The sequence below is a fragment of the Pandoraea sp. XY-2 genome (assembly GCF_004193915.1).
In the GTDB taxonomy this organism is placed as follows: Bacteria; Pseudomonadota; Gammaproteobacteria; order Burkholderiales; family Burkholderiaceae; genus Pandoraea; species Pandoraea cepalis.
In genome coordinates this window covers 1134639-1157805 of sequence record NZ_CP030849.1, presented here as the reverse complement: position 1 = coordinate 1157805, position 23167 = coordinate 1134639, and the positions used below count along the sequence as shown (strand labels likewise).

The window sequence follows — 23167 nt, the reverse complement described above, 5'->3', positions numbered from 1 at the left end:
TCCTGCTAAATCACACAGTTCGCAACGCGATTGCGTAGCGCGCGAATGGCCGAGTACGCGGTCAGTGCCGACGTCTTGGGGTTGTCCGGCAACGGCTTGCCGCACATCTCCAGCGACATCTCGCCGAACGCCCCGCGGGCGATGATGTGATGCACGTTGCGCGTGCTCGTCGGGTCGGCGATCAGACGCACGCGCGTCGCGTCGAGCCCCAGACCGGCGATGGCCACGGTCGCCGCCACGTTCGCATTCTTCGGATACAGACGCGCCGCGTCGCGGGCGCTGCCCTCGAAGATCACGGTCGCGGTGGTAAGCGTTGCCAGATCGCAGACCTGCTCGGCCGGCGTGCCGAGCCAGCCCGTCGGCGGCTTGCGACCGGTGTACAGCACTTCGTCCAGACCGCCTTCGCGCGCCGCGGAAATCGCATCGATACCGCCGATGGCGCCCGAGAGCAATGTGACCGTCGATGCGCCGTCCTTGGCCGCTTGTTCCAGTGCGGCGAGCAGATCGGTGTCGGACAGCGCACCGATCGACGCCACCGCGCAATCCACCCCCGACTTGAGCAGCGGCACCACGTGCCCCGACAGCGCGCTGTGACCCGCGCACTCGAGCACGAAGTCCGGGCGGCTGGAGAGCGCCTGCGCCGAACACACCACTTCGGTGTCGGCGCGCACGCTCTCGCGCACGCGGGCGGCGGCGTCCTCCGGCACGATCACGTGGCCCACGCGCAGATATGGATCGCTCGCGCACGCCTCATAGACCTTCGAGCCGATCGCGCCGAAGCCGATCAGCGCGACGTCAACGGGACGGTGGTTCAATTCATGCATTCGCAGGCTCCCGGACCGGCGGACCGGCAAAGTGCGAAGCGAAGCTGCCCACCGACAGCATGTCCACTTCGAGCAGCACCGGGCCGTCGTGCGCCATGGCGCGTGCGACAGCCGCCTCCGCCTGATCGATGGCCGTGATGCGCTCGTGCTTGAGCTGCAGGCTCGCGCAGAACGCGGCGAAGTCCGGCTGGTGCAGTTGCACGTAGTGGCGGCGACCGCCGTACTGCGCATCCTGAATGTTGCGAATCACGCCGTAGCACTGATCGTTCATCAGCAGGATCACGACGGGCGCCTTTTCCTGCACGGCGGTGGCGAGTTCGCCCACGTTGACCATCAGGCCGCCGTCGCCGCACAGGGCGACGGTCTTCTTCGCGTTGCCCGCGAGCGCCGCGCCGATACCCATCTGCATGCCCTGACCGATCCCGCCGCCCAGTGCGTGCACACCGGCGCGCGGCGAGAAGAGCTTCAGCAGACGGTTGCCCCACGTGCTGTTCGAGATCGTGACGTCGCGCACCCAGTTGAAGTCGCGGCCCAGCGCGCCTTGCAGCGCAGCGACGAGTTGACGGTACGGGCCGAGACCTTCCGCGACCTGCTTGACGGCCACCTCGCGAGCGGCCGCAAGATCGGCGTGGAATGCCGGATCGATCGACAGGCGCCCTTGCAGACGGTCCGCCAGCGCGTTCAGCACCCGTGCGGCGTCGCCCTGGATGAACAGGTCGTTGCGGTAGCCACGGCCGTCCGCCAGGCCATCGGCGTCGACGCGATAGAGCGGGCGCGGCAGCGCGAGTTTGTACTTCAGCGTTTCGTTGCCACGCAGACGCGAGCCGACCACGAGCACAGCGTCGCACGACTTGTAGAACGTCTCGACCGTCGGGTGGATGTTGAACGCGCCGAGCGTGGCCGCATGATCTTCCGGCACGATGCCGCGACCCTGCACACTGGTGACCACGCCGAAGCCCATGTCGACGAGACGCTTGACGGCGGCTTCCGCCCCGCGCGCCCCACCGCCCAGCCACAGCATCGGACGATGCGCAGCGGCCAGCTTGTCCGCCAGTTCGGCCACGCGGGCGTCGTCGTGCGTCGGCACCGTGATGTGCGGCGCGGCCAGATCCGCGGGCCATTCGATTTCCGCCGCCTGGATGTCGATGGGAATCTCCACGCTCACCGGGCCGGCCGGCGCCGTGAGCGCGGCGCGCACGGCTTCGCGCACGGTCGAGAGCGCAGTGTCGACGCAACGCACGCGATAGGCGGCCTTCGAGATCGCGTGCAGCATGCTGAGCTGATCGGGCGCTTCGTGGATATACGCGAGATCGCGATCGAGGAACTCGGTCTCGATCTGGCCGGTAATGTGCAGCACCGGCGTGCCGGCGGTGAGGGCTTCGACCATGGCGCCCGCCGCGTTGCCCGCCGCGGTCCCCGTGCTCGTGAAGGCCACGCCGAGGCCGCCCGAGACACGGGCGAGGCCATCGGCCATGTTCAGCGCACCGGCTTCGCCGCGCGCGCCGACGTAACGGATCTTTTCGCGACGCGCGATGGCGTCGAGGATCGGCATGTTGTGAATCGAGATCACGCCGAATGCGGTCTTCACACCGCACTGCTCGAGAAACGCCGCGATGACTTCGCCGACGGTGGTTGTGTTAGACATGTCTTGCCAAGCCTCCGGAAACATCGATATGGCTGCCCGTCGTATAGGACGACTGCGGGCTTGCCAGGAAAAAGATCGCTGCGGCCGCCTCTTCAGGCCTGCCCAGACGTTGCAACTGAATTTGCTTCTTGCGGGCCAACTCGCCGGTCCATTCCTCCCAGGTCTTGCCTTCGCCTTGCGCGGCAAAGCGACGGCGCCACTGGCCCGACTCCACCAGTCCGATCAGAATGCTGTTGACGCGCACGCCGTCAGGCGCGAATTCGCTCGCCATCGAGCGCACCAGGTTCTGGATCCCCGCGCGCGCCGACGACGTCGCCACCATGTGCGGCTCCGGCTGGAGCGCGAGCAGCGAGTTGACGCAGACGATGGCGGCATCTCCCGTCTCGCGGGCGGCTTCGCGCAGCATCGGCAGGCAAGCGCGCGTGGTGCGAATGACGCTGAAATACTTCAGCTCCAGCTCTTCGCGCCAGGCGTCGTCGGTCGTGTCGGCAAACGTCGACACACGGCCCTGACCCGCGTTGTTGACCAGCATGTCGAGACGACCGAATTCGCCACGAATGCGCTCGGCCAGCGCGGCGACGTCGTTCGCATCGAGCACGTCGCACTGTGCGGCGATGAGGCGCGCATCGGGATGGCGCTCGCGCAGGCGGGCTTCCGCTTGCACCAGCCGCTCGGGGTTGCGGCCGCAGATGGCGACAGCGGCACCGGCGTCGAGCAGGCGCTCGGCCGTGGCGAGGCCGATGCCGGACGAGCCGCCTGTGACCAGCGCCGCGCGTTGGGTGAGGTCGATCTTGATCATTTCAATCCCAGTGACTTCATGTAGGGGGTGGCACGGTCGTCGCTGCCCGGCCGGTAGTTCAGGCGGTGCGACAGCGCGTCGGCCGCCTCGCGCACCTGTGCGATCAGCCCCGCGTCGAGCACCGACGCGTCGAGCGTGGCGCGCGGAATGGTGACGGTGATCGCGGCGCAGATGCGTCCCGCGTCGTTGCGCACCGGCGCGCTCACCACGCTGATGCCGCGCTCGAACGACGAGGCCGATACGGCGTAGCCGCGCTCGGCGTCTTCGCGCACGCGCTCGAACAGCTCGGTGATCGTTTCGGGTGTCTGCGGCGTGTATTTTTCGAGCGACTTCTCGGGGTACAGCGCGCGAAGCTCGGCCAGCGTCAGGTCGCCCATCAGCACATGACCGTGTACGGTCGCATGCGCCGGCAGGCGCGTGCCGACGTTGACCTTGATCGAGTTGAACACGCTCGCCACGCTCTGCGCCTTCGCCACGAACACGATGTCGCGCCCGTCGCGGATCACGATGTGCGACGTGAGCTGCGTGGCGTCGCGCAGCCGTTCGATGATCGGAATGCCCAGATCGGTCAGCTCCAGCGAGCTGAGGTATTCGAAGCCCAGACGCAGCACGGCCACGCCCAGACGGAAATTCTTTTCACCGCCTGCGCGCTCCAGGAAACCCATCGCTTCGAGCGTTTGCAACAAGCGGAAGACCGTGGTGCGCGGAATGCCCAGCCGTTGCGAGAGCTCCGGAGCGCTGAACACGGGCTCGCGCGGCGAGAATTGCGTGAGGATGCGCAGGCCGCGCTCAAGGCCCGGCACCAGGTAGCGCGACTCGGTGGCCGCGCCGTCGACGAGATCGTCGCTCTCGCCCTCGCCTTGTATCGCGCGCTCGCGCAGCGTGTCGTCTTCGGTGAGCGCCTCGGCCATTGCCGTCATGCGCTTGGGCGTTACGGATGCCATCTCAACGCTCTCCTGCCGCAATAGGTTCGAGCCACGCGGCGAGCGCGGCATTCAGCGCGTCTGGCGTTTCGATATATGACGCGTGTCCAGCACCTTCGATGATTTGCAGCGGCACATCGGCCGCCTCGGCGATCGCTTGGCAAGCCGCCGGGGCGTCACGGCATCCTGGGCGCCGACCGCCACCGCGACCGGGCCCGCATTCGCCGCGACGTAGTGCGCCAGCGCGCCGGCGGCGTCGCCATTCGAGAGCAAATGCGTTGCCTGACGGTAGCCCGCGGGCAGCACGCGGGCCATGTTCCATTTCACCCACGCGCGCGGCAGTGCCGCGGCGTTCGGGGCGACGAGGTTGTCGCTGCGCTCGCGCGCCATGCCGGCCGGGCCGAGCTTATCGAGCATCGCCAGACGACTGTCGCGTTTGCTCAGACGCACCTGCGCGTCAGCCTTGCCGTAACCGCCGGCCGGCGAGCAGAGAAAGAGCCCGCTCACGCGCTGCGGCGCGCGGCTCGCGAACTGGGTTGCCATGATCGCGCCCAGCGAATGACCGACGAGCGCGACGCGTGCCAGCCCCAGCGCATCGAGCCAGGCCGCGAGCGCATCGGCATAGGCGTCGGCGTGCGGCTCGGCGTCGGCGACATTCGTCGTCTGGCCGTAGCCCGGCGCGTCCCATGCGTAAAGCGCGGCATGCAGGTTCGTGGCTTCGAATTGCGCGAGCCATGACGCCGCACCGGACCCGATGCCGTGCAGCAGCACGACCGGCGTGGCACCTTCGGCTTGCGTTCCAGCGCTGCGATAGCCGACGGTGCCCGCGCGCGTGGCGACGGTGCGGTACGGGAAGGCGTCCAGACGCGCGCATAGCGGCGCGAGGGCGGCATCTTCGGGTACTTCGGACAGAAAGGCTTCGGCTTGCATGGCTTGGACTGAACGTCTTGCTTTGTGAATTCCTGCCGGTGTGGCGCTTGCGACGGGCAAGCCCCTCACCGGACTTTCCGGGACAACGGCCCCCGGCGGCTTACTTCAGATCGCGCTTGATCTGCGCGAGCGGCGAATCCGGCGGATACGTCGGCGTGACCGGCTTTTGCGAGCCGAGCATCACGCACATGAGCGCGTCTTCGTCACCGATGTTGATTTCCGTGCGGTACACGCCCGGCGGCACCGAGATCAGGTCGCGCTCACCGAGAATGGCTTCCCAGGTTTCGCCATCGCGCTCGCAGATCACCTTCATCTTGCCGCGCATCACGAAGAAGATTTCTTCGACATCCATATGGATGTGGCTCGGGCCGATGTTGCCGGCCGGGATCACCATCGTCGAGAACGTGAAGTGACCGGCAGGGACCGTGTTGACGTCCTTGGCCACGCCCGTGCCGCCCGTGCCGACGTAGCGCATTTGCGCGCGGCGGTACTTCGGGTCGTAGTCGGCCTGGAACTTCAGGGCGTCCCAGTCGTACTTGCGCGTCGAGAAGCGGGCTACGCGCGTGTCCAGCCAGTCACTGAATGCCTGGCCTTCGGCCTGCGTCCAGCTCTCGACGGCCTGTGGCGTCGCGGTGTTTTTAGCGTCGGCTTGCGCCATGGTCAAACTCCTTGAAGGCGTTGCGAATAAGAACGGCTCGTCAGGGCATCACGAAGCCGCCGTTGACCGGCAGCACCTGCCCGGTCACGAAACGGGAAGCATCGGAGAGCAGGAACAGCACGGGGCCGATCACGTCGTCGGGCACCTGGGCGCGAGGCAGCGCACGTCCCTCCAGGTAATGACGATGACGCTCGGCGGGCACATAGGCGGTGGCTTCCACCTCGACGAGTCCCGGCGCGATAGCGTTGACGGTGATGCCGTCTGGGCCAAGTTCACGCGCGAGCGAACGTGTCATCGCCATGACGGCCCCCTTGCTGGCGGTGTAAGCGAGCAGGCGCGGCGCGCCCCACAGCGCGGTATCCGACGCGATGTTCACGACGCGCCCCTGCCCCGATGCACGCAGAAACGGCAGCGCCGCCATCGTCATGAGCCAGGTCCCACGCACATTGACGTTCATGACCGCGTCCCATGTCTCGACGCTCAACTCAGCGGCCAGCTTTCCGCCCGAGTTGGTGATCGCACCGTTGTTGACCAGGCCGTCGATGCCGCCCATGCGTTCGGCAGCCCCCTTGGCGGCCGCGTCCACCGATGCGGGATCGGAGAGGTCGACGCGCACGAACGACACGGCATGTCCCGCGCCGCTCAGTTCGGCCGCGAGGGCCTCGCCGGCCTGCGACGCGATATCGGCAATCGTCACTTGCGCGCCGCGTGTCACGGCGGCACGGACGAACCCTTCGCCAAGGCCACGCGCGCCACCGGTGATCAGCAGCTTCTTGCCGCCGAGTGGCGCCAGCGTGTCGGTGTCGAGCGGGAGAATGGGCAATTCGTTCACGTTGCAGTCCCTCGTCGTTCAGGCAATGTTCATGGCGGCACGCGGCACGTAATGCAACGCGCGGCGCTCCAGCCAGACCACGGCGGCGTACGCCGCGATACCGATGACAGTGAGCCCGGCGATGGAGACGAACACCATCGCGGTATTGCCCTGGCCTTCGCCATACACCAGCAGATAGCCCAGGCCGCGGTCGCCACCGACCAGTTCACCCACGGTCACGCCGATGACGGCCAGCGTCGACGCGATGCGCAAGCCCGCGAAGAGCGCCTGCATGGCCGACGGGAATTCAACGAAGCGGAAGATCTGCCAGCGGCGGCCGCACAGGGCGCGCACCAGGTTGACCATGTCCGGGTCGACGGCGCGCACGGCGCCGAGCACATTGATCATCACGGGGAAGAAGACGATCAGCACGGCCACGAGAATCTTCGGGTAGATCGTGTAGCCCATCCACATGACGAACAGCGGCGCAAACGCGACCTTCGGCGCAATCTGCAGCGCGAGGATGTACGGCGAGAGCATGGCTTCGGTCGACGGCGACAAACCGAGGACGACGCCGATCACCACGCCCAGCGCCGAGCCGATCACGAAGCCCGCGATCACTTCGATGGCCGTCACGCCGATGTGCAGCCACAGGTTCTCGACCTGGAACATGCGGGCGCCTTCGATCACGGTCGACGACAGTTTGGGCAGCACGAACTCGGGTACGCCGAACGCCGTCGGGCCCCATTGCCAGATGGCCGCGAAGATCAGCAGCAACACGAAGCTGCCAACGGTCAGTTGCGTTTTGGAAAGGGATTTCATAGCGAGGATTCCAGTGTCTTGCAGTGTCGGGGACGAGGATCAGCCGAGGTGGTCGTCGCGACCCACCTTGAGCAGTTCCATCAGATGGGCCACGTATTCGTTCATGCCCGCCTGCTTGCGGCGCTCGATCGGGTTGTCGCGATGCGGCAGATCGATCGTGATCTCCTCGATGATCGTGCCCGGGCGCTCGCTCATCACGAACACACGATCCGAGAGCGCAATGGCTTCGGCGAGGTCGTGGGTGATCATCAGCGCGGTCTTGCCCTCGTCGGCGAGCATCTGCGCGAGATCCTGCTGGAGCACCATCTTGGTCTGCGCATCGAGCGCCGAGAACGGCTCGTCCATGAGCAGTACGTCCGGCTCGACGGCCAGCGTGCGGGCCAGGGCGGCGCGCTGGCGCATGCCGCCCGAGAGCTGGTGTGGATAGTGATTCTCGAAACCCTTCAAGTGGCAACGCGCGAGCAGCGCCTTGGCCACTTCCGCCCGCTCGGCCTTGCTGCGCCCACGGATCTGCATGCCCAGCTCGACGTTCTTCTGAATCGAGCGCCACGGCATGAGCAGGTCCTTCTGCAACATGAACGCGACTTGCTGCGACGGGCCGCGCACCGGCTTGCCCGCGAGCGTCACCTGCCCCTCGCTCGGCGCGTAGAGACCGGCGCCCATGTTGAGCAGCGTGCTCTTGCCGCAGCCGCTCGGGCCGATCAGCGAGACGAACTCACCGGCCTTGATGCCGATGGAGACGTCCGAGACGGCCGTCATCTCGCCCTTGCCCTGGCGATTTTTGAACCGACGCGTGACGCCGCGGTATTCGATGGCGAACGGCAAGGGTGCCGCCGCCGGCTGCGCCTGACGTGCCTCGGCATTCGCCTCGGCTACGTTCGCGTCCTTCAATTGAATCGACCTGAGCATGGGAAACCACCGTGTTTCTGGATGTTCAACTTGCCTCGGGCAGCCTGCTGCGTCGTTTCGCCTGCATGGCTTGCCACCTGTCTTCCCTAGCGGGACACGTTTCATATGTGAAACGTTGATTTACTTATGGATCAATTATAGGGAGGGATTCGCCGGTTCAAAATTGTTTTTTGACTAGGGGAAACCCGCACCCACAGGCGTTGCACAGCCAACACAACGGCCGAAGCAAAAAAAACGCCGGCAGGCAAAGGCCGGCCGGCGTGGGAAGTGAGACCACCAGGAGCGTCTCGCAATGCGTTGGCGTTGCGAGGTGTCAGAACGAGTGATGCACGCCCGACAGGATGATGAACTGATTGCCCGTCGACGAGGCGCCGATCGTGTTGATGGCCGTCACCGCCCCATTGCCGCTCGCGTGTTGATACACACCGCTCAGGTACACCTGCGTGCGCTTGGAAAACGCGTAGACGTCGCCCAGGCTGACCTGAGTCCAGCGCTTGCCCGTCAGCGAAGTCGTGGCCGCGCCGAAGGTGATCGTGTTGGCCACGCCCGTCGCATAGTTGGCACCGCCGTCGAACGACTGGTACGTGTCGCTGAAGCCCGGCGATTGCAGTTTCACGCGCGTGTACAACGCGTGCAGCAGCCACGGCCCGAAGCCATACGACACGCCGGCGCCCATGTTCTCGACGTTCGACGCTGCATAGCTGCCAACCGCCTGTCCCTGGAAGGTCGCGCCGCCGAGCACGGCAACGTTCGGCGTGCGGTTGTTCTCGTTCGAGTAGACTGCCGACGCCTTGAAGCCACCGTTCGTATAGTTCGCGGCCACACTCCACTTGCGCCCGTTGGCGAAGTTCGTGTTGTTGCCGAACGAGATCATGCTGCCCGCCTTGAAGCCGGCAAAGTCCGGCGTGACGTAGCGCACGGAGTTGTCGACCTGCACGACGGACGTGTTCGCCAGCTCGTCGAGGTTACCCGGGTGGAACATGTACCAGTTCATGCCCAGGTAGGCCGTGCTCATCGGCCCGAGCCAGTCGAAGTTGAACGTGGTCATGTGACCGATGGTCAACGTACCCATCTTGTTCGACTGCAGACCGACCCACGACTGGCGGTTGAACATCGCGCCCGCCTTGACCGTGTTGCCGGAGAGCGTCGAGAAGCCGTTTTCCAGCTGGAAGATGGCACGATTGCCACCGCCCAGATCCTCGACCCCGCGAAAGCCCCAGCGATCCGGCTGCGTCGCGCCCTGCTGGGCGATCCAGTTCGCGTTGCCGCCCTGATTGTTCACGTACGCCATGCCGGCATCCAGGCTGCCGTAGATCGTGACGTTGCTCTGCGCCTGCGCAGCGACCGGCACCCCCGCCACCAGCAGCATTGCCGCCGCCAGCGCCGTCATGCCAGGGATCCGCCCCATCGGAAACCGCTTCATCTGTGTACTCCTGTCGTTCGATGATTCAAAAACGGTGACGACGCCGGATGCGATGCGCGGCAACCCAAGCCAGTCGCCTCGTCCCGCATTTATTTTCGACGTTTCACCTATGAAACGTTGGATCACTTATGAAACCAACTGAGCGAAGCTTAGGCCAGGTGACGCATGAGTCCCGCAGCGGAGATTCACGAATTGATAACAGGAAATTGGCGTGCTAATGCGCGGGTGCGGCGACAAAGATTGCCGACCCAGCCGCACAGGGAGCGGCACCGTTCGTCCCGCGGGCGTTGCCGGGCGTCCTGGCTCGCTTCCCGTCAGGGCTCGTCCGTTTCCTCAGGATTTACCCGAGGATGCCTTGCCTTTGATCGAATCAAAAACAATAATATTTGAACACTGTGTTCATATTTGAACTTATTATTTTTTTGGTTTGTCGTCACTTTCGTCAAAGGATGTTCCCATGCAAGCTCCTCTCATCGGCATCAACGGTGCCGGCATCGGCGGTTTGGCCGCCGCCATCGGCTTACTGCGCGCAGGTTTCCGTGTGCGCGTGTATGAGCAGGCAGCGCAGTTCGCCCGGGTCGGCGCGGACATCAACCTGACACCCAACGCCGTGCGCGCGCTCGACGGCCTCGGGGTCGGCGACGCCTTGCGCCAATCGGCAGCACAACCGAGCCATCGCATCAGCCGCACCTGGGATTCGGGCGAGGAGACCTCCCGTCTGGAGATGGCCCGCACGGCGCAGACGAAATACGGCGCGCCGCAACTCACGATGCACCGCGCCGACCTGTTGCAGGCATTGGAGCAGGCCGTGCCCGCGACATCGATTGCGCTGGGCAAGAAACTCGTATCGTTCGAAGCGCCGGGCATCGCACAGCCCGGCCCCATTCGACTCGCGTTCGCGGACGGCACGCACGACGACGTCGATGTGCTCATCGGCGCGGACGGCATCCACTCGGTCGTGCGCACCGGCCTGTTCGGGCCGGAATCGCCGGAGTTCACGGGCGTGGTGGCATATCGCGCGGTCGTGCCCGCGGACAAACTCGACGGCGTGCCGAATCTCGGCGCGTTCACGAAGTGGTGGGGACCGAACCCGTCGAGCCAAATCGTGACGTTCCCGCTCAATCTCGGCCGCGACATCTTTGTCTTCGCCACGACGCCGCAGGACAGCTGGACGTTGGAATCGTGGACGGCACCCGGCGACGTGCACGAGTTGCGCGCGATGTACGCCGACTATCACCCCGAAGCGCGCGCCCTGCTCGACGCGTGCGACAGCGTGCTCAAGTCGGCGCTGTATGTGCGCGATCCGTTACCGCAATGGTCGCGCGATCGGGTGTCGCTGCTGGGCGACGCGAGCCATCCGATGATGCCGTTCATGGCACAAGGCGCAGGCATGGCGATCGAAGATGCTGTGGTACTGTCTCGCCACTTGGCGGCCGTGGGCCCGAGCGCCGAGCGCGCCACGCTCGCCGCCGCGCTCGCGCGCTACGAGGTATCGCGACGCGAACGCACGGCACGCGTGCAGATCGGCTCGCGCGGCAACCAGTGGCTCAAGGAAGGCGGCAATGCCGACTGGGTCTACGAGTACGACGCGTGGCAAGTCCCGCTCGCGGCCTGAGCGACCCGCGGCGGCGCAAGCGCGATCGCTGCGCCCGCCCTATACCGATGCCCCCGATGCCCCCGATGACTGGAATCGACCGCATGAACAAAGCGATGCAAGACATTGAGTCCACGACCGACGCGCAAGACACTGGACACGCGGGCCTCGTGACGCCGGTCATGCGTGCGCTCAAGCTGCTGCGCTTCGTGGCGGACGGCGGGTCGACCGCCAATGTCAGCGACGTCGGCCGCCGCATCGGGGTGAATCGGGTGACCGTCATGCGGTTGATCGAGACGCTCCAATTCGAGGGCGTGCTGGAGCCGTTGCCGCAGGGTGGCCATCGGCTTGGCTTGAATTTCCTGACGCTGGCGGCCAGCGCACTCGCCGGCGAGGATCACCTGGCGACAGCGCGGCGCGTACTCACACGCGTGACGACCGAGACCGGACTATCGAGCTATCTCACCGTGCTCGACGGCGCCCAGGTTCGCTATCTGCTGTGCGAAACGCCGGCGTTACCGCTCGTCAGCAATATCCGCGCGGGCAGCCGCGTCACGGCGCATCTGACGGCACCGGGCCGGTCGCTGCTCGCGCATCTGAGCACCGAGCGCCGCCGTGCGTTGCTCGGGCCGGAACCGCTCGCTGCCGCCACGGCACAAAGCGCACGCACGCATGCTGCGCTCGACGCCCAGCTCGAACGTGATCGCGACGCCGGATGCGCCTGGAGTCAGGACGGCTTCGAAGCGGGCATCGACGCCTGCGCCGCCGCTGTGCTGGACGCTCACGGCAGACCGTTGGCAGCCCTGAGCGTTGCCGGTCCGCGTACGTTGGTGGGCACTGATACATTGACGCGCGAGCGCACCGCGCGCGTGGTGAAGTCGGGCGCGGCCGATCTCGCCATCCTGCTGGCCGACGCACCCGCGTTTCTCGCCGCAGCCGAACGAGGCTGAGCCCTCGCTATTTCGCCGCCATCACCTCGCTTCAGAGGGCGATGGCCGCGAGCTTGCGTTCCCCTAGTGGCGTGACGCGCAACGCGCGCGGCTCCCGGGTGGGTTCGAGCCACTTGGCGTCGAGGCAGGTACTGAGCAGCGCCGCCCCAACGCGCCCCCCAAATGCGGCTTGCGCTCGCTCCAGTCGGGGCAGGTGCAGGCGAAGCGGCGTCGATGGGCGCGGGCCGTGGCGAGGTTGACGCCAACGGTCGTGAGTCCCTCCACGCCCATATCCGTGAGCGCCACGTCGCTACCGTCGATCCGTAGCCAACGGCGCGCATGCATCCGCGCGAAGAGATCGACCGCAACTTCCCCAGCGAGATGGTCGTAACAGGTCCGCGCGTGGCGAAGCGGCATCGGCGTGGAACGACTGACAGGTACTGAGCGCGGCCGCAGATCGCGCGTGGCAAGCACGGCACTGGCAAGCGCTTCGATGGCCGCGGCGGTCTCAGGCGTGGCGATGCGGAAGTAACGATGGCGTCCGCGTGCTTCCTGCGCCAGCACGCCGCCGTCGACCAGCCGGGCAAGATGGCCGCTTGCACTGGAAGGCGACAGCCCGGCCACCAACGCCAACTCTCCCGCCGGACGGGCTGAACCGTCCATCAACGCCCACAGCATGGTCATGCGCCCGGCATCGGCGAGCAACGCGGCGAGTGAGCTGACGCCGGGGGCGTGATCTCTTGCGATGTCCACAGCAGGACTCCTGTCAGGATGATGAAGCACAGCATCGGCAGTATAGGCTGGGGGATGCGTTCAACACTTCAGCATGGGATGAAACGTGCCGGTCGGCCGATGCGCCATGATGAGTCCCGTTCCCCTAATATCGAGCTGCCCGCCATGTCTGCCGCCACCGCCGATCGCCTCACCGTGCCGCCGCCCGCCAATGCCCTGGCCGCCGTCGTGCACCCCAACCCGTATCCGTACTACCAGTCGCTCGCCGCGCGACGTCCGTTCGATTTCGATGCCTCGCTCGGCATGTGGGTCGCCGCCAGCCCGCAAGCCATGGCCGCCGTGCTGCGCCATCCGGCGTGCGGTGTTCGGCCGGCTGGCGCGACCGTCCCCGCGGCATTGGCCAATGGCGCCGCCGGCGACTGGTTCGGCACACTCGTCAGGATGAACGACGGCGCCGCGCATGCGGCAATGAAGCCCTGGCTCAAGGCACGACTCGCCACGCTGCATGCCGACGGCGCCACCCTTGACCGGCTGCGCAACGCCAGCCAGGCCGCCTGTGCAGATGCCTATCTCGCCCAAGGGCAGACGCCCAGCGCGCGCCTCGACGACTTTGTCTTCCGTCAGCCGATCTATGCCCTCGCGGCGTGGCTGGGCGTTCCGCCCTCACAGTGGGTCGACGTGTACGACGACGTCCGCACGCTGGTCGCCGCGATGGCCGAGTCCACCCAGTCGTCTGCGCACGCCGAGACGCTCGCACGCGGACACAGCGCCGCCACGACGCTTCGCCATCGCGCCATGCGTTGGCTCGACAACGACGCCGCCCCAGGAACCTGGTTGCGCGACACGGCCCGCAGCGCGGCGCGCGACGAGGCCGTCGACTACGCGGCGCTCACGGCCAATGTCGTGGGCCTCTTTACGCAAACGCATGACGCCTGCGCCGGACTCGTGGCCAACAGCCTGCGCCGGCTCGCGCAGCACGCGTCGCCCGGCGCTGTGCCCGCCCTCAACAGTGCCCAATCGCTACCGGCCAACCTTACCGTCGCCATCACCGCCATCGGCGAGGTGATCCGTCACGACCCCCCCGTGCAAAACACCCGTCGATTCCTGCACGCGCCCGCCATCATCCATGAACGCACGCTTGCACGCGGCGATGCGATCCTCGTGGTGCTTGCCGCCGCGCCCGCCCGTGCCGCACCGGACGACGTAGCCTGGACCTTCGGGCACGGCGCCCACACCTGCCCGGGACGCTCGCCGGCCAGCACCATCGCCGCCATCGGCGTCCAGACGATACTCGATAGCGATGTCGATCTCGCCGCCATCGCGACCGGCTCGACGTATCACCCGCTCGGCAACATCCGGATCGCGCGCTTCCACAGTGGCGCGGCGGCGGCTTGAGGTAAGTTACCGGCTTCGGCGGGCCAGTTTTATCCAACGGAACATAGGTTCCATCTGTCAAAACACAGTGTGGTAAGTGAAACCCCTGTAAACACAAGGCTCCGCGCCGGGGCACCGCGTGGTTCGGGAATTTCGGGCAGGATGACGTTTTCGTTGTGCGCACCGCCCGCTGTGGCGTCCTGGTGCGCGCCCGTCCCGTCTTCCGCTGCCCACATGTCCGACACACACACCGACGGTATGCCCATGCCCGCCCGGGTCTGGGCCGTTGCGACCGTCATGCTCGCGATCTCGCTCGCGGTGCTCGATGGGGCGATTGCCAACGTCGCGCTCCCCACGATCGCGCGCGACCTCAACGCCAGTCCCGCCACGTCGATCTGGATCGTCAACGCTTACCAGCTCGCCATCACTATCTCGCTGCTGCCGCTCGCCGCACTCGGCGAGATCGTGAGTTACCGCCGCGTCTATACCGTCGGGCTCGCGCTGTTTACCGTCGCCTCGCTTGGCTGCGCGCTCTCGGATTCGCTCGTCACCCTCACCCTCGCACGCGTGGTGCAGGGCTTCGGTGCGGCGGGCATCATGAGTGTGAACACCGCGCTGGTGAAAGCCATCTACCCGTCGCGCTGGCTCGGGCGCGGCGTCTCGCTCAACGCGCTCATCGTTGCCATTTCATCCGCCGCGGGCCCGACGATCGCCGCCGGCGTGCTGTCCATCGCGCACTGGCCGTGGCTCTTTGCCATCAACGTGCCGCTCGGCGTCGTCGCCTTTGTCATCGCCGTGCGCTCGCTGCCCGACACGGCCCGCGCCTCGCACCCCTTCGACTGGACCGGGGCGCTGCTGAGTGCGCTCACCTTCGGCTTGCTCATCTCCGGCATCGACGCCTTCGGGCATGGTCAGGCGCGTTGGCTGGTCGCGCTCGAAGTCGCCGCCGCGATCGTCATCGGTACGGTCTTCGTGCGACGCCAACGCACCCAGCCCGTGCCGCTGTTGCCGCTGGACCTGCTGCGCATTCCGATTTTCGGGCTGTCGATCTGCACGTCGATGGCGTCGTTCTGCGCGCAAATGCTCGCGTATGTCGCGCTGCCCTTCTTCCTGCAGGATTCGCTGGGCTTCGATCGTGTGCAAACCGGCTTGCTGATGACGGCCTGGCCGCTCACCATCGTTGTCGTCGCGCCGCTGGCCGGGCGGCTGCTGGAGTATTACAAGCCCGGTCTGCTCGGTGCGATTGGTCTGGCGGCGTTCGCCCTCGGCCTGCTCGCGCTCGGACTGCTGCCCGCGCACCCGCAATCGGCCGACATCGTCTGGCGCATGGCCCTGTGCGGCTTCGGCTTCGGCTTGTTCCAGTCACCCAACAACTACGCGATGCTCATGGCCGCGCCCGCCCATCGCAGCGGCGGCGCGAGCGGCATGCTGGGCACTGCGCGCCTGACCGGGCAAACGACCGGTGCGGCGCTCGTGGCCCTCATCTTCAGCGTCGCCCCGTCAGGCTTCGGCACACGGGCCTCGCTCTATGTTGCGGCCGCGTTCGCTGCGGTGGCGGCCGTGGTGAGCAGCCTGCGCACGTTGCCCGCCGCCCAGCCTGACGCGAATTCGGCACGCGGATGAGGGTCGTGCAGCGCGCGCCGGAGCGCCTCCGTCCGGCCGACCGTCCGGCCGTGCTACACTGCCGACCTTTTACGGCTCGCCTGTGCGGGCCGCAAATGCCATGAGCTTCTGCGCCATCGATTTCGGCACTTCGAATTCTGCCGTCGCCGTGCAAGACGGCGCCGCCATGCGTCTGGTCGAGCTGGAAGCCGGCTACGGCACGCTGCCGACCGCCGTATTCTTCAACGCCGATGAAGGTGGCCGCGTGTCGTTCGGCCGTCAGGCCGTCGCCGATTACGTCGATGGCTACGACGGGCGCCTCATGCGCTCGCTCAAAAGCCTGCTCGGCTCCTCCCTGATCGAAAGCACCACCGACCTCGGTAACGGGTCGGCGATGCGCTATATCGACATCATCGCCACGTTCCTGCGCCATTTGCGCACGCACGCACTCAAGGCCAGTGGCGGCGATTTGCGTCACGTGGTCATGGGTCGCCCCGTATTTTTTGTCGACGACGATCCGCGTGCCGACGCGGCCGCGCAACGCTCACTGGAGCAAAGCGCGCGCGACGTAGGTTTCCATGACGTGCATTTCCAGTTCGAGCCGATTGCGGCCGCGTTCGATTACGAATCGCGTCTGAGCGATGAACAGCAGGTGCTCGTCATCGATATTGGCGGCGGCACTTCGGACTTCTCGCTGGTGCGTGTCGGGCCGGAACGGGCACGCCATCTGGATCGCAAGGGCGACGTGCTCGCCCACCACGGCGTGCATATCGCCGGCACGGACTTCGACCGCCGCATCGAGTTGGCCACGATTCTGCGCGAACTCGGTTACAAGGCGCTCGGTCCCGACGGCAAGGAAGTGCCCAACCGGATCTATTTCGATCTCGCCACGTGGCACCTGATCAACACCGTCTACACGCCGAAGCGCGTTGGTGAACTGGCGCTCACAGCGCACCTGTACGCCGACCCGGCCCATCACCGACGCCTGATGCGCACGGTCGAGCAACGCCTCGGACACGCGCTCGTCGGTCATGCGGAAGACGCGAAAATCAACGTCGCCTCGGGCGGCGAGACGCGTATCGACCTGTCGGTGATCGAACGCGACCTCGCGGTCGCGTTCTCGGAAGCGGGGTTGGTGGAAGCGGTCAGCGACGAAATCGCGAGCATCACGGCAGGCGCCGTGCATACGGCGGCGTTGGCCGGCCTGCGCGCCGAGGATGTCGACGCGCTCTACTTCACCGGCGGCTCCACGGGGCTGCGCAGCCTTTCCGGTGCCATGTGTGCTGCCTTTCCGAAAGCGACACCGGTGTTCGGCGACCGTCTCGCCAGCGTGGCGCTGGGTCTGGGCATTCACGCCAGGCGCGTGTTTTCCTGAGCGGTCGCCGGCGTCCGTTACTGAAACGCGACTTCGTTGAAACTGCGCAGCTTGCGACTGTGCAGACGATCCAGACCGTTATTGCGCAGCAGCTCCATCGCCTTCACGCCGATCTTCAGATGCTGGTCGACGCGCTCGCGATAAAACCGGTCCGCCATGCCGGGCAGCTTCAGCTCCCCGTGCAGCGGCTTGTCGCTCACGCAGAGCAAGGTGCCATACGGCACCCGGAAACGGAAGCCGTTCGCCGCAATCGTCGCACTCTCCATGTCGAGTGCAATCGCCCGGCTTTGACTCATGCGCTGCACCGGCTCGCGGTGATCGCGCAATTCCCAGTTGCGATTGTCGACCGTGACGACCGTGCCCGTGCGCATCACGCGCTTGAGTTCGAAGTCGTCGAGTTGCGTGACGTCGGCCACGGCACGCTCGAGCGCGACCTGCACCTCGGCCAGCGGGGGTACCGGCACCCATAGCGGCAGATCGTCGTCGAGCACGTGATCCTCGCGCACGTACCCGTGCGCCAGACAGTAGTCGCCCAAGCGCTGCGAGTTGCGCAGCCCCGCGCAGTGACCCAGCATGACCCAGGCATGCGGACGCAGCACGGCGATGTGATCGGTGATGGTCTTCGCGTTGGAAGGCCCCACGCCGATATTGACCATCGTGATGCCCGTGTTGTCCGGGCGCACGAGGTGGTATGCCGGCATCTGCGGCAGGCGCGGCGGCGGCGTGCCCCGCGCGTCGAGCTCGGCAATGTTCTGGTTCCAGTGCGTGACGTTGCCCGGTTCGACGAACGCGGTGTACTGACTGCGGTACTCGCGCAAGGCCGGATCGTCGGTCGCGCTCATCAGCTCGCGTCCCAGTTCGACGAACTCATCGATATAGAACTGGTAGTTCGTGAAGAGCACGTAGTTCTGAAAATTCTCGGGCGATGTCGCCGTGTAATGGCGCAGGCGATGCAGCGAATAATCAACGCGCGGCGCCGTGAACAGCGCAAGCGGCAAGATCTCGCCGGGCATGGGATCACGCGTGCCGTTCACGATGCTGTCGTCCATCGTTGCCAGATCGGGCACGTCGAACGCGGTGCGCATGGCGCGCAGGTGTGTCTGATCGAGATCGCCTTCGAGATACACGCCGTCCTGATAGGCGAAGTGCACGGGAATCGGTTCGTCGGAGACGCCCACTTCGAAGGCAACGCCGTGATTGTGCGCCAGACGGCGCAGTTGCTCGACGTAGTAGTTTTCGAACAGATCCGGTCGCGTGACCGTCGTCTGATAGCGGCCCGGCCCCGACACAAAGCCATAGGACAGGCGTTTGTCCAGTTGGGTGATGTCTTCGGTGGTGATGCGAATGAATGGATAGTGCGCACTCACGCGCCGCGCCGCCTCCTTCTGCGTGGCGAAGCGGTCGAAAGCGGCACGAAGGTACGCCGTGTTGGCATCGTAAATCGTTTTCAGGTAGGCGACGGCTTCCACCGGATCCGCGATCGATCGGGTGGCATGGACCGGTTCTTGTTCGGACATGCGCAAACCTCTTCTGTCTTAATCATGAGGGGGAGTATGCGCCCATTGTGACACGACCGGCGGGCGTCTCCGCGTCCCGTCCGCTGCCGTGGCCAAGCCAGTCGAGCGCGCCCTCGCCAGCCGTCTCCGCCCCTGGCCCGGCGCGCCGTATCGCCACGCCCACGGCGAGCACATCGATCGCCGCGAGGTGCAGAATTCTGGCGATCATCGTCACGTGCGCGCCCATCGTCTCGACGTGATCGTTGGGCAGCACGAGCGTCGCCTTGCGCGCCAGCGGCGAGTTGCGCGCCGTGAGCGCAATCACTTTCGCACCGCGCGCCACGGCGATGTCGACCGCGCGGTTCAGATCCGCCGAGCGGCCCGACGCGGAAATGGCGACCACCACATCGCCGTCTCCCAACAGCGCTGCCGACGCCTGCAACAGGTATGGGTCGCCGTACGCGATGGTCGGCATGCCGAAGCGGAAGAACTTGTAGTGCGCGTCCTGCGCGATCACGCCGGAGTTGCCCAGCCCGTAGAACTCGATGCGGCGGGCACCGTCGAGCAAGGTGACGGCCGCCTCGAGCGTGCGCGCGTCGAGATGCTCGCGCATCTGCAGAATCGACGACACGGTGTTGTCGAGTACCTTGGCGCTGAATTCGGCCGCCGAGTCGCCCACGTGCACCTGTCCATGACGCACCGGCAGCGTGCCGGTCAGCGCACTCGCGAGTTTGAGTTTGAAGTCCGACAGTCCCTGACAGCCGAGCTTGCGGCAAAAGCGAATGACCGTGGGCTGGCTCACCCGCGCCAGACGCGCGATTTCCGACACCGGCTCCGCGAGCAGGGCACGCGGTTGCTTGAGCGTGAGTTCGGCCACGCGCTGCTCGGCCGGGCTCAACCGGTCGCGCAACCGATGCAGACGGTCGATCAGCGCACCCGCGCCCGCCGCATGCGTGCCGAGCTGTTCGGCAAGGATGGCGGACGTGCCCAGAAACGCCGGATGATCGGCCGTAATGACGTAAGTCGGGATCGCCTTCAGATACGCCTCGAATCGCCCCTTCGCCTCGAAGCGCTGACGAAACGGTGAGTCCTCGAACAACTTGCCGAGCTTCGGAATCACGCCGCCCCCCAAGTACACACCGCCCACCGCGCCCAGCGACACCGCGACATTGCCCGCGAGCGTGCCCAGCATCGCGCAAAAGCAATCGACGGTCTCACGCGCGAGCGCATCGCCCGCCTGAGCGAGCTTTACGATGGCGGGCGTCTCCAGCGATGGCGCCGGGCGGCCGTCTCGGGCCGCCAAGGCTTGATAGACGAGCGCCATGCCGGGCCCGGCCACCAGACGCTCGAATGACACGTGGGCGAACTGCTTCCAGGCATAGCGCAGCACTTCGATTTCGCGCTCGTCTGCCGGCGCGAACGTCGTGTGCCCGCCTTCGCTGCCGAGCGCGATCCAGCGGTCTGCCGCCGGAATCAAGCCCGACACCCCAACGCCGGTGCCCGGACCGAGCAAGCCGATCACACCGCCCGGCTGCGGTTCGCCGCCGCCCACCTGACGCCTCTGTGCCTCGGACAGGTAAGGCAGTGCCATCGCCAGTGCGGTGAAATCGTTGACGACCAGCAGCGTCTCGAAACGCAGCGCACGACGTGTCGCTTCAATCGAGAAGTGCCAGTCGCGATTCGTCATGCGCACCTCGTCGCCGGCAATCGGATTCGCAATGGCGATCGCGGCATGCCGCACCGGCTCAGCGTGATCGGCCTCGTCAAGATACGCACGGATGACTTCGGGAACGCCGGGGAAATCGTCGCAAGCATAGTCGCGGATCTCGACGAGATCGCCGGGTGCGACTTCCAGCGCGAACCGGGCGTTGGTACCGCCAATGTCGGCCAGCAGTCGGGGACCGCTTACGTGCGGCGGATTATTCCTCACTCCAGAAGACATCGATGTTCACTCCTTCACAGTGGATCAGCCGGGAGATGGCGTTGTCCTGCACCTCGGCCTGCGCCGCTTCGAAGACGGCGCGTTTGGCCGGGCCTTGAATTTGCAGCAAGAGGCGCTCGCAGGACGCGAGCGCGGCGAGCGACCACGACACGCGCAGGTGCGGCGCGTGCTGCGGCTGCACAAGCACGAATTTGTCGTGCGTGGCGATGGCGTCGTGCCATTGCGCCGCGTCGGCGAAGAGCGACGCCGTATGGCCGTCCTCGCCCATGCCGAGCACGGCCACTTGCGGCACGCCATGCCTCCACGTGTCGTTGAGCGTTCGCACCTGCAGCGCGGCGGACGTCGCGGTGTCCACCAGCGGCAACCAGTGCGCGCCGGTCGCACCGGGCAGCAGTGTCTCGGCCACCAGCCGGGCATTGCTCTGCGCGTGCGTCGGCGGCAGCCAGCGGTCGTCGACGAGCGTGATGTCGACGTCGCGCCACGCCACGGGAAGCCGGGCCAGTTGCAAGAGAAATGCCTTCGGACTCGTGCCGCCCGATACGGCCAGCAACGCGCGCGGACGAATCGTCAAGGCTTCGTCGAGCCGCGCAACGACGGCGTTGGCGAGCGCCAGCGCCTGTGCCTGCCGGGTGGGGAAGGTGCGCCAGTGGATCATGGGTATTTGCCTCCGGTTGGCTTGACGTCAGACCGACGCGCCGGGCCTCGCCCGGCGATCCGCCTCAGTTGTCTTCTTCAACCCAACTGGTGCCGGACTGTGCCAGAAGCGCGCTTGCGGCGGGCGGCCCCCACGTGCCGGCGGCGTAACGCTTTGGCCCTTTGTGCTGACGCGACCAGTACGCCTGGATCGGCGCGACCCAGCGCCAGGCCGCCTCTTGCTCGTCTCGACGGACAAAGAGCGCGAGACGCCCGTTGATGACATCGAGCAGCAGGCGCTCGTACGCATCCATCCGGTGTCCCTTGAAGAACTGGTCGAACGCCAGATCGAGGTGCACCGTTTGCAGGGTCATGCCTTCGCCCGGCTGCTTCGCCAGACAGTAAAGACGAATCGATTCGTTCGGCTGCAGACGGATGACGAGACGATTGGCGCCGGCCTGCGCCGTGGCTTCGCCGAGCAACGGATAGGGCGTTGCGCGGTAGTTGACAACGATCTCCGCCACGCGCTCGCCCAGCCGCTTGCCCGTGCGCAGGTAGAACGGCACGCCGGCCCAGCGCCAGTTGTCGATCTCAGCCTTGAGGGCCACGAACGTCTCCGTCTGGCTGGACGGCGGTACGCCCGGCTCGTCGACATAGGCTGGCACCGCCGATTTGCCGATCGCGCCACCACCGTATTGGCCCCGCACCACGTTGCGCGCGACCGTGTCGTCGTCGAGCTGACGCAGCGAACGCAACACGCGCAGCTTCTCGTCGCGCACGGCGTCGGCGTCCATCGACAGCGGCGGCTCCATCGCGACGATGGCGAGCAGTTGCAGCAGATGGTTCTGCACCATGTCGCGCAGCGCGCCCGTCTGTTCGTAGAACTCGCCGCGCCCTTCGACGCCAATTTCCTCGGCAATGGTGATCTGAATGCTGTCGATCAACTCGCGTCGCCACAACGGCTCGAAGATTGCGTTGCCGAAGCGCAGCGCCAGCAGGTTTTGTACCGCCTCTTTCCCAAGGTAGTGGTCGATGCGGTAGATCTGGTCTTCGCGAAAACTCGCGCCCACCGCATCGTTGATCGCCTCCGACGAAGCCAGATCGTGCCCGAGCGGCTTTTCCAGCACGATCCGGCTGTTCTCGTTGAGCCTGGCGCTGCGCAGTCCTTCGCAGATGGGGATGAACAGCGACGGGCCGGTGGCCAGGTAGAAGATGCGCACGCCCTGCCGTTGGGCGAGGCGCTCGGCCAGTACGCCGAACTCGGCTTCACGCCCGAGATCGAGCGGCATGTAGTCGATGGTGGTGAGAAACCGCGACCAGGCGCCCTCGTCCCAGACATCGGACTTGATGTGCCCGCGCACGTGTTCCTCACACCACTTGTGGTACGCGGCGGCCTCCATCGGCTTGCGGGCAATCGCCAAAATGCGGCCGGTACTCGCACCGGTGCCAGCGTCGGCATCGGCGCCCAATTGCCCCGTGCGAAACGCCCGGAACAGCGCGGGCAACACCTTGCGCAGTGACAAATCGCCGGTGGCGCCGAACAAGACAAAGGTATAGGGTGAAGGCGTGGTCATAGACAGCGTGGACTCCCGTGCGGCCGAACGCTTCTCCCGGGCACCGCTCGGCGCGCCGACTGGCGAGCCAGCAAGCGGCGAATGGGCCGCCGGACACGGCGAATGTCCGAATGTCACCGGAGAAGCGCAACTTTGACACTGCATTGTAGTTTAACTACACTTTAAATCAACG

18 protein-coding genes and 2 pseudogenes are annotated in these 23167 nt (G+C 66.2%); 5 read left to right on the top strand and 15 right to left on the bottom strand.

The genetic code is table 11. From position 1 onward, the window contains the following. Positions 1 to 5 precede the first annotated feature (5 nt). The 10 genes and pseudogenes from DRB87_RS05380 to DRB87_RS05335 form a co-directional block, all read right to left on the bottom strand. A complete protein-coding gene (locus DRB87_RS05380; RefSeq protein WP_130025150.1) occupies positions 6 to 824 on the bottom strand; it encodes an aspartate dehydrogenase in 819 nt (272 codons plus the stop codon). Then, on the bottom strand, positions 817 to 2469 hold the full coding sequence (locus tag DRB87_RS05375) for a thiamine pyrophosphate-binding protein (protein WP_130025149.1): 1653 nt from the start codon (positions 2467 to 2469) through the stop codon (positions 817 to 819). The genes DRB87_RS05380 and DRB87_RS05375 overlap by 8 nt, the downstream gene beginning before the upstream one ends. Beyond that, entirely contained in the window at positions 2462 to 3268 is an 807-nt protein-coding gene (locus DRB87_RS05370) for an SDR family oxidoreductase (RefSeq protein ID WP_130025148.1), read from the bottom strand. The genes DRB87_RS05375 and DRB87_RS05370 overlap by 8 nt, the downstream gene beginning before the upstream one ends. Continuing rightward, on the bottom strand, positions 3265 to 4212 hold the full coding sequence (locus DRB87_RS05365) for an IclR family transcriptional regulator (RefSeq protein WP_240756189.1): 948 nt from the start codon (positions 4210 to 4212) through the stop codon (positions 3265 to 3267). Before DRB87_RS05365 ends, DRB87_RS05370 begins: the two co-directional genes overlap by 4 nt. A gap of 1 nt (position 4213) precedes the next feature. Further along, positions 4214 to 5121 (bottom strand): annotated as a pseudogene (locus DRB87_RS05360) (alpha/beta fold hydrolase). Positions 5122 to 5221: 100 nt separating this feature from the next. Beyond that, positions 5222 to 5779, bottom strand: a complete 558-nt coding sequence (locus DRB87_RS05355) for a cupin domain-containing protein (RefSeq protein WP_130025147.1) — start codon at positions 5777 to 5779, stop codon at positions 5222 to 5224. Positions 5780 to 5819: 40 nt separating this feature from the next. Next, positions 5820 to 6611 carry an SDR family oxidoreductase gene (locus DRB87_RS05350; RefSeq protein WP_130025146.1) on the bottom strand — a complete coding sequence of 264 codons (792 nt, stop codon included), beginning with the start codon at positions 6609 to 6611 and terminating at the stop codon, positions 5820 to 5822. A gap of 18 nt (positions 6612 to 6629) precedes the next feature. Beyond that, positions 6630 to 7412 carry an ABC transporter permease gene (locus DRB87_RS05345; RefSeq protein ID WP_017235322.1) on the bottom strand — a complete coding sequence of 261 codons (783 nt, stop codon included), beginning with the start codon at positions 7410 to 7412 and terminating at the stop codon, positions 6630 to 6632. 39 nt (positions 7413 to 7451) lie between these two features. Next, positions 7452 to 8321 carry an ABC transporter ATP-binding protein gene (locus tag DRB87_RS05340; protein ID WP_017235321.1) on the bottom strand — a complete coding sequence of 290 codons (870 nt, stop codon included), beginning with the start codon at positions 8319 to 8321 and terminating at the stop codon, positions 7452 to 7454. 313 nt (positions 8322 to 8634) lie between these two features. After that, positions 8635 to 9711 (bottom strand): porin, encoded by a 1077-nt coding sequence (locus DRB87_RS05335; protein WP_165385406.1) that lies wholly within the window; start codon positions 9709 to 9711, stop codon positions 8635 to 8637. 490 nt (positions 9712 to 10201) lie between these two features. Between DRB87_RS05335 and DRB87_RS05330 the strand changes: the two genes are divergently transcribed. Together DRB87_RS05330 and DRB87_RS05325 are read left to right on the top strand one after the other, a co-directional pair. After that, entirely contained in the window at positions 10202 to 11359 is a 1158-nt protein-coding gene (locus DRB87_RS05330) for an FAD-dependent monooxygenase (protein WP_130025144.1), read from the top strand. A gap of 83 nt (positions 11360 to 11442) precedes the next feature. Beyond that, positions 11443 to 12288, top strand: coding sequence for an IclR family transcriptional regulator (locus DRB87_RS05325; RefSeq protein ID WP_130025143.1), 846 nt, complete (start codon positions 11443 to 11445; stop codon positions 12286 to 12288). A gap of 31 nt (positions 12289 to 12319) precedes the next feature. Here DRB87_RS05325 and DRB87_RS05320 read toward each other — a convergent pair. Further along, positions 12320 to 12951: pseudogene (locus DRB87_RS05320) on the bottom strand (ArsR/SmtB family transcription factor). A 213-nt stretch (positions 12952 to 13164) separates the two neighbouring features. Between DRB87_RS05320 and DRB87_RS05315 the strand changes: the two are divergent. The 3 genes from DRB87_RS05315 (at position 13165) to DRB87_RS05305 (ending at position 17350) form a co-directional block, all read left to right on the top strand. Beyond that, positions 13165 to 14394, top strand: a complete 1230-nt coding sequence (locus DRB87_RS05315; protein ID WP_130025142.1) for a cytochrome P450 — start codon at positions 13165 to 13167, stop codon at positions 14392 to 14394. Between the two features lie 213 nt (positions 14395 to 14607). Continuing rightward, on the top strand, positions 14608 to 15996 hold the full coding sequence (locus DRB87_RS05310; RefSeq protein WP_130025141.1) for an MFS transporter: 1389 nt from the start codon (positions 14608 to 14610) through the stop codon (positions 15994 to 15996). A gap of 100 nt (positions 15997 to 16096) precedes the next feature. Beyond that, positions 16097 to 17350 (top strand): Hsp70 family protein, encoded by a 1254-nt coding sequence (locus tag DRB87_RS05305; protein ID WP_130025140.1) that lies wholly within the window; start codon positions 16097 to 16099, stop codon positions 17348 to 17350. A 17-nt stretch (positions 17351 to 17367) separates the two neighbouring features. Here the strand turns inward: DRB87_RS05305 and DRB87_RS05300 are convergent, their stop codons facing one another. From DRB87_RS05300 to zwf, 4 genes are all read right to left on the bottom strand, one after another. After that, positions 17368 to 18867, bottom strand: coding sequence for an AMP nucleosidase (locus DRB87_RS05300; protein WP_130025139.1), 1500 nt, complete (start codon positions 18865 to 18867; stop codon positions 17368 to 17370). A gap of 22 nt (positions 18868 to 18889) precedes the next feature. Beyond that, positions 18890 to 20788, bottom strand: a complete 1899-nt coding sequence (locus DRB87_RS05295) for a bifunctional transcriptional regulator/glucokinase (RefSeq protein ID WP_165385240.1) — start codon at positions 20786 to 20788, stop codon at positions 18890 to 18892. Then, positions 20766 to 21443, bottom strand: a complete 678-nt coding sequence (gene pgl / locus DRB87_RS05290) for a 6-phosphogluconolactonase (protein ID WP_130025138.1) — start codon at positions 21441 to 21443, stop codon at positions 20766 to 20768. Before pgl ends, DRB87_RS05295 begins: the two co-directional genes overlap by 23 nt. Positions 21444 to 21507: 64 nt before the next feature. Beyond that, a complete protein-coding gene (gene zwf, locus DRB87_RS05285) occupies positions 21508 to 22995 on the bottom strand; it encodes a glucose-6-phosphate dehydrogenase (RefSeq protein WP_130025137.1) in 1488 nt (495 codons plus the stop codon). Positions 22996 to 23167 lie beyond the last annotated feature (172 nt).

Coding starts and splice junctions, on each gene's coding strand:
- DRB87_RS05335 (WP_165385406.1), bottom strand. CDS start 9,711: ATGACGGCGCTGGCGGCGGCAATGCTGCTGGTGGCGGGGGTGCCGGTC.
- DRB87_RS05345 (WP_017235322.1), bottom strand. CDS start 7,412: ATGAAATCCCTTTCCAAAACGCAACTGACCGTTGGCAGCTTCGTGTTG.
- DRB87_RS05315 (WP_130025142.1), top strand. CDS start 13,165: ATGTCTGCCGCCACCGCCGATCGCCTCACCGTGCCGCCGCCCGCCAAT.
- DRB87_RS05355 (WP_130025147.1), bottom strand. CDS start 5,779: ATGGCGCAAGCCGACGCTAAAAACACCGCGACGCCACAGGCCGTCGAG.
- DRB87_RS05305 (WP_130025140.1), top strand. CDS start 16,097: ATGAGCTTCTGCGCCATCGATTTCGGCACTTCGAATTCTGCCGTCGCC.
- DRB87_RS05300 (WP_130025139.1), bottom strand. CDS start 18,867: ATGTCCGAACAAGAACCGGTCCATGCCACCCGATCGATCGCGGATCCG.
- DRB87_RS05310 (WP_130025141.1), top strand. CDS start 14,608: ATGTCCGACACACACACCGACGGTATGCCCATGCCCGCCCGGGTCTGG.
- DRB87_RS05380 (WP_130025150.1), bottom strand. CDS start 824: ATGCATGAATTGAACCACCGTCCCGTTGACGTCGCGCTGATCGGCTTC.
- DRB87_RS05375 (WP_130025149.1), bottom strand. CDS start 2,469: ATGTCTAACACAACCACCGTCGGCGAAGTCATCGCGGCGTTTCTCGAG.
- DRB87_RS05325 (WP_130025143.1), top strand. CDS start 11,443: ATGAACAAAGCGATGCAAGACATTGAGTCCACGACCGACGCGCAAGAC.
- DRB87_RS05365 (WP_240756189.1), bottom strand. CDS start 4,212: ATGGCATCCGTAACGCCCAAGCGCATGACGGCAATGGCCGAGGCGCTC.
- pgl (WP_130025138.1), bottom strand. CDS start 21,443: ATGATCCACTGGCGCACCTTCCCCACCCGGCAGGCACAGGCGCTGGCG.
- DRB87_RS05330 (WP_130025144.1), top strand. CDS start 10,202: ATGCAAGCTCCTCTCATCGGCATCAACGGTGCCGGCATCGGCGGTTTG.
- DRB87_RS05370 (WP_130025148.1), bottom strand. CDS start 3,268: ATGATCAAGATCGACCTCACCCAACGCGCGGCGCTGGTCACAGGCGGC.
- DRB87_RS05295 (WP_165385240.1), bottom strand. CDS start 20,788: ATGTCTTCTGGAGTGAGGAATAATCCGCCGCACGTAAGCGGTCCCCGA.
- DRB87_RS05340 (WP_017235321.1), bottom strand. CDS start 8,321: ATGCTCAGGTCGATTCAATTGAAGGACGCGAACGTAGCCGAGGCGAAT.
- zwf (WP_130025137.1), bottom strand. CDS start 22,995: ATGACCACGCCTTCACCCTATACCTTTGTCTTGTTCGGCGCCACCGGC.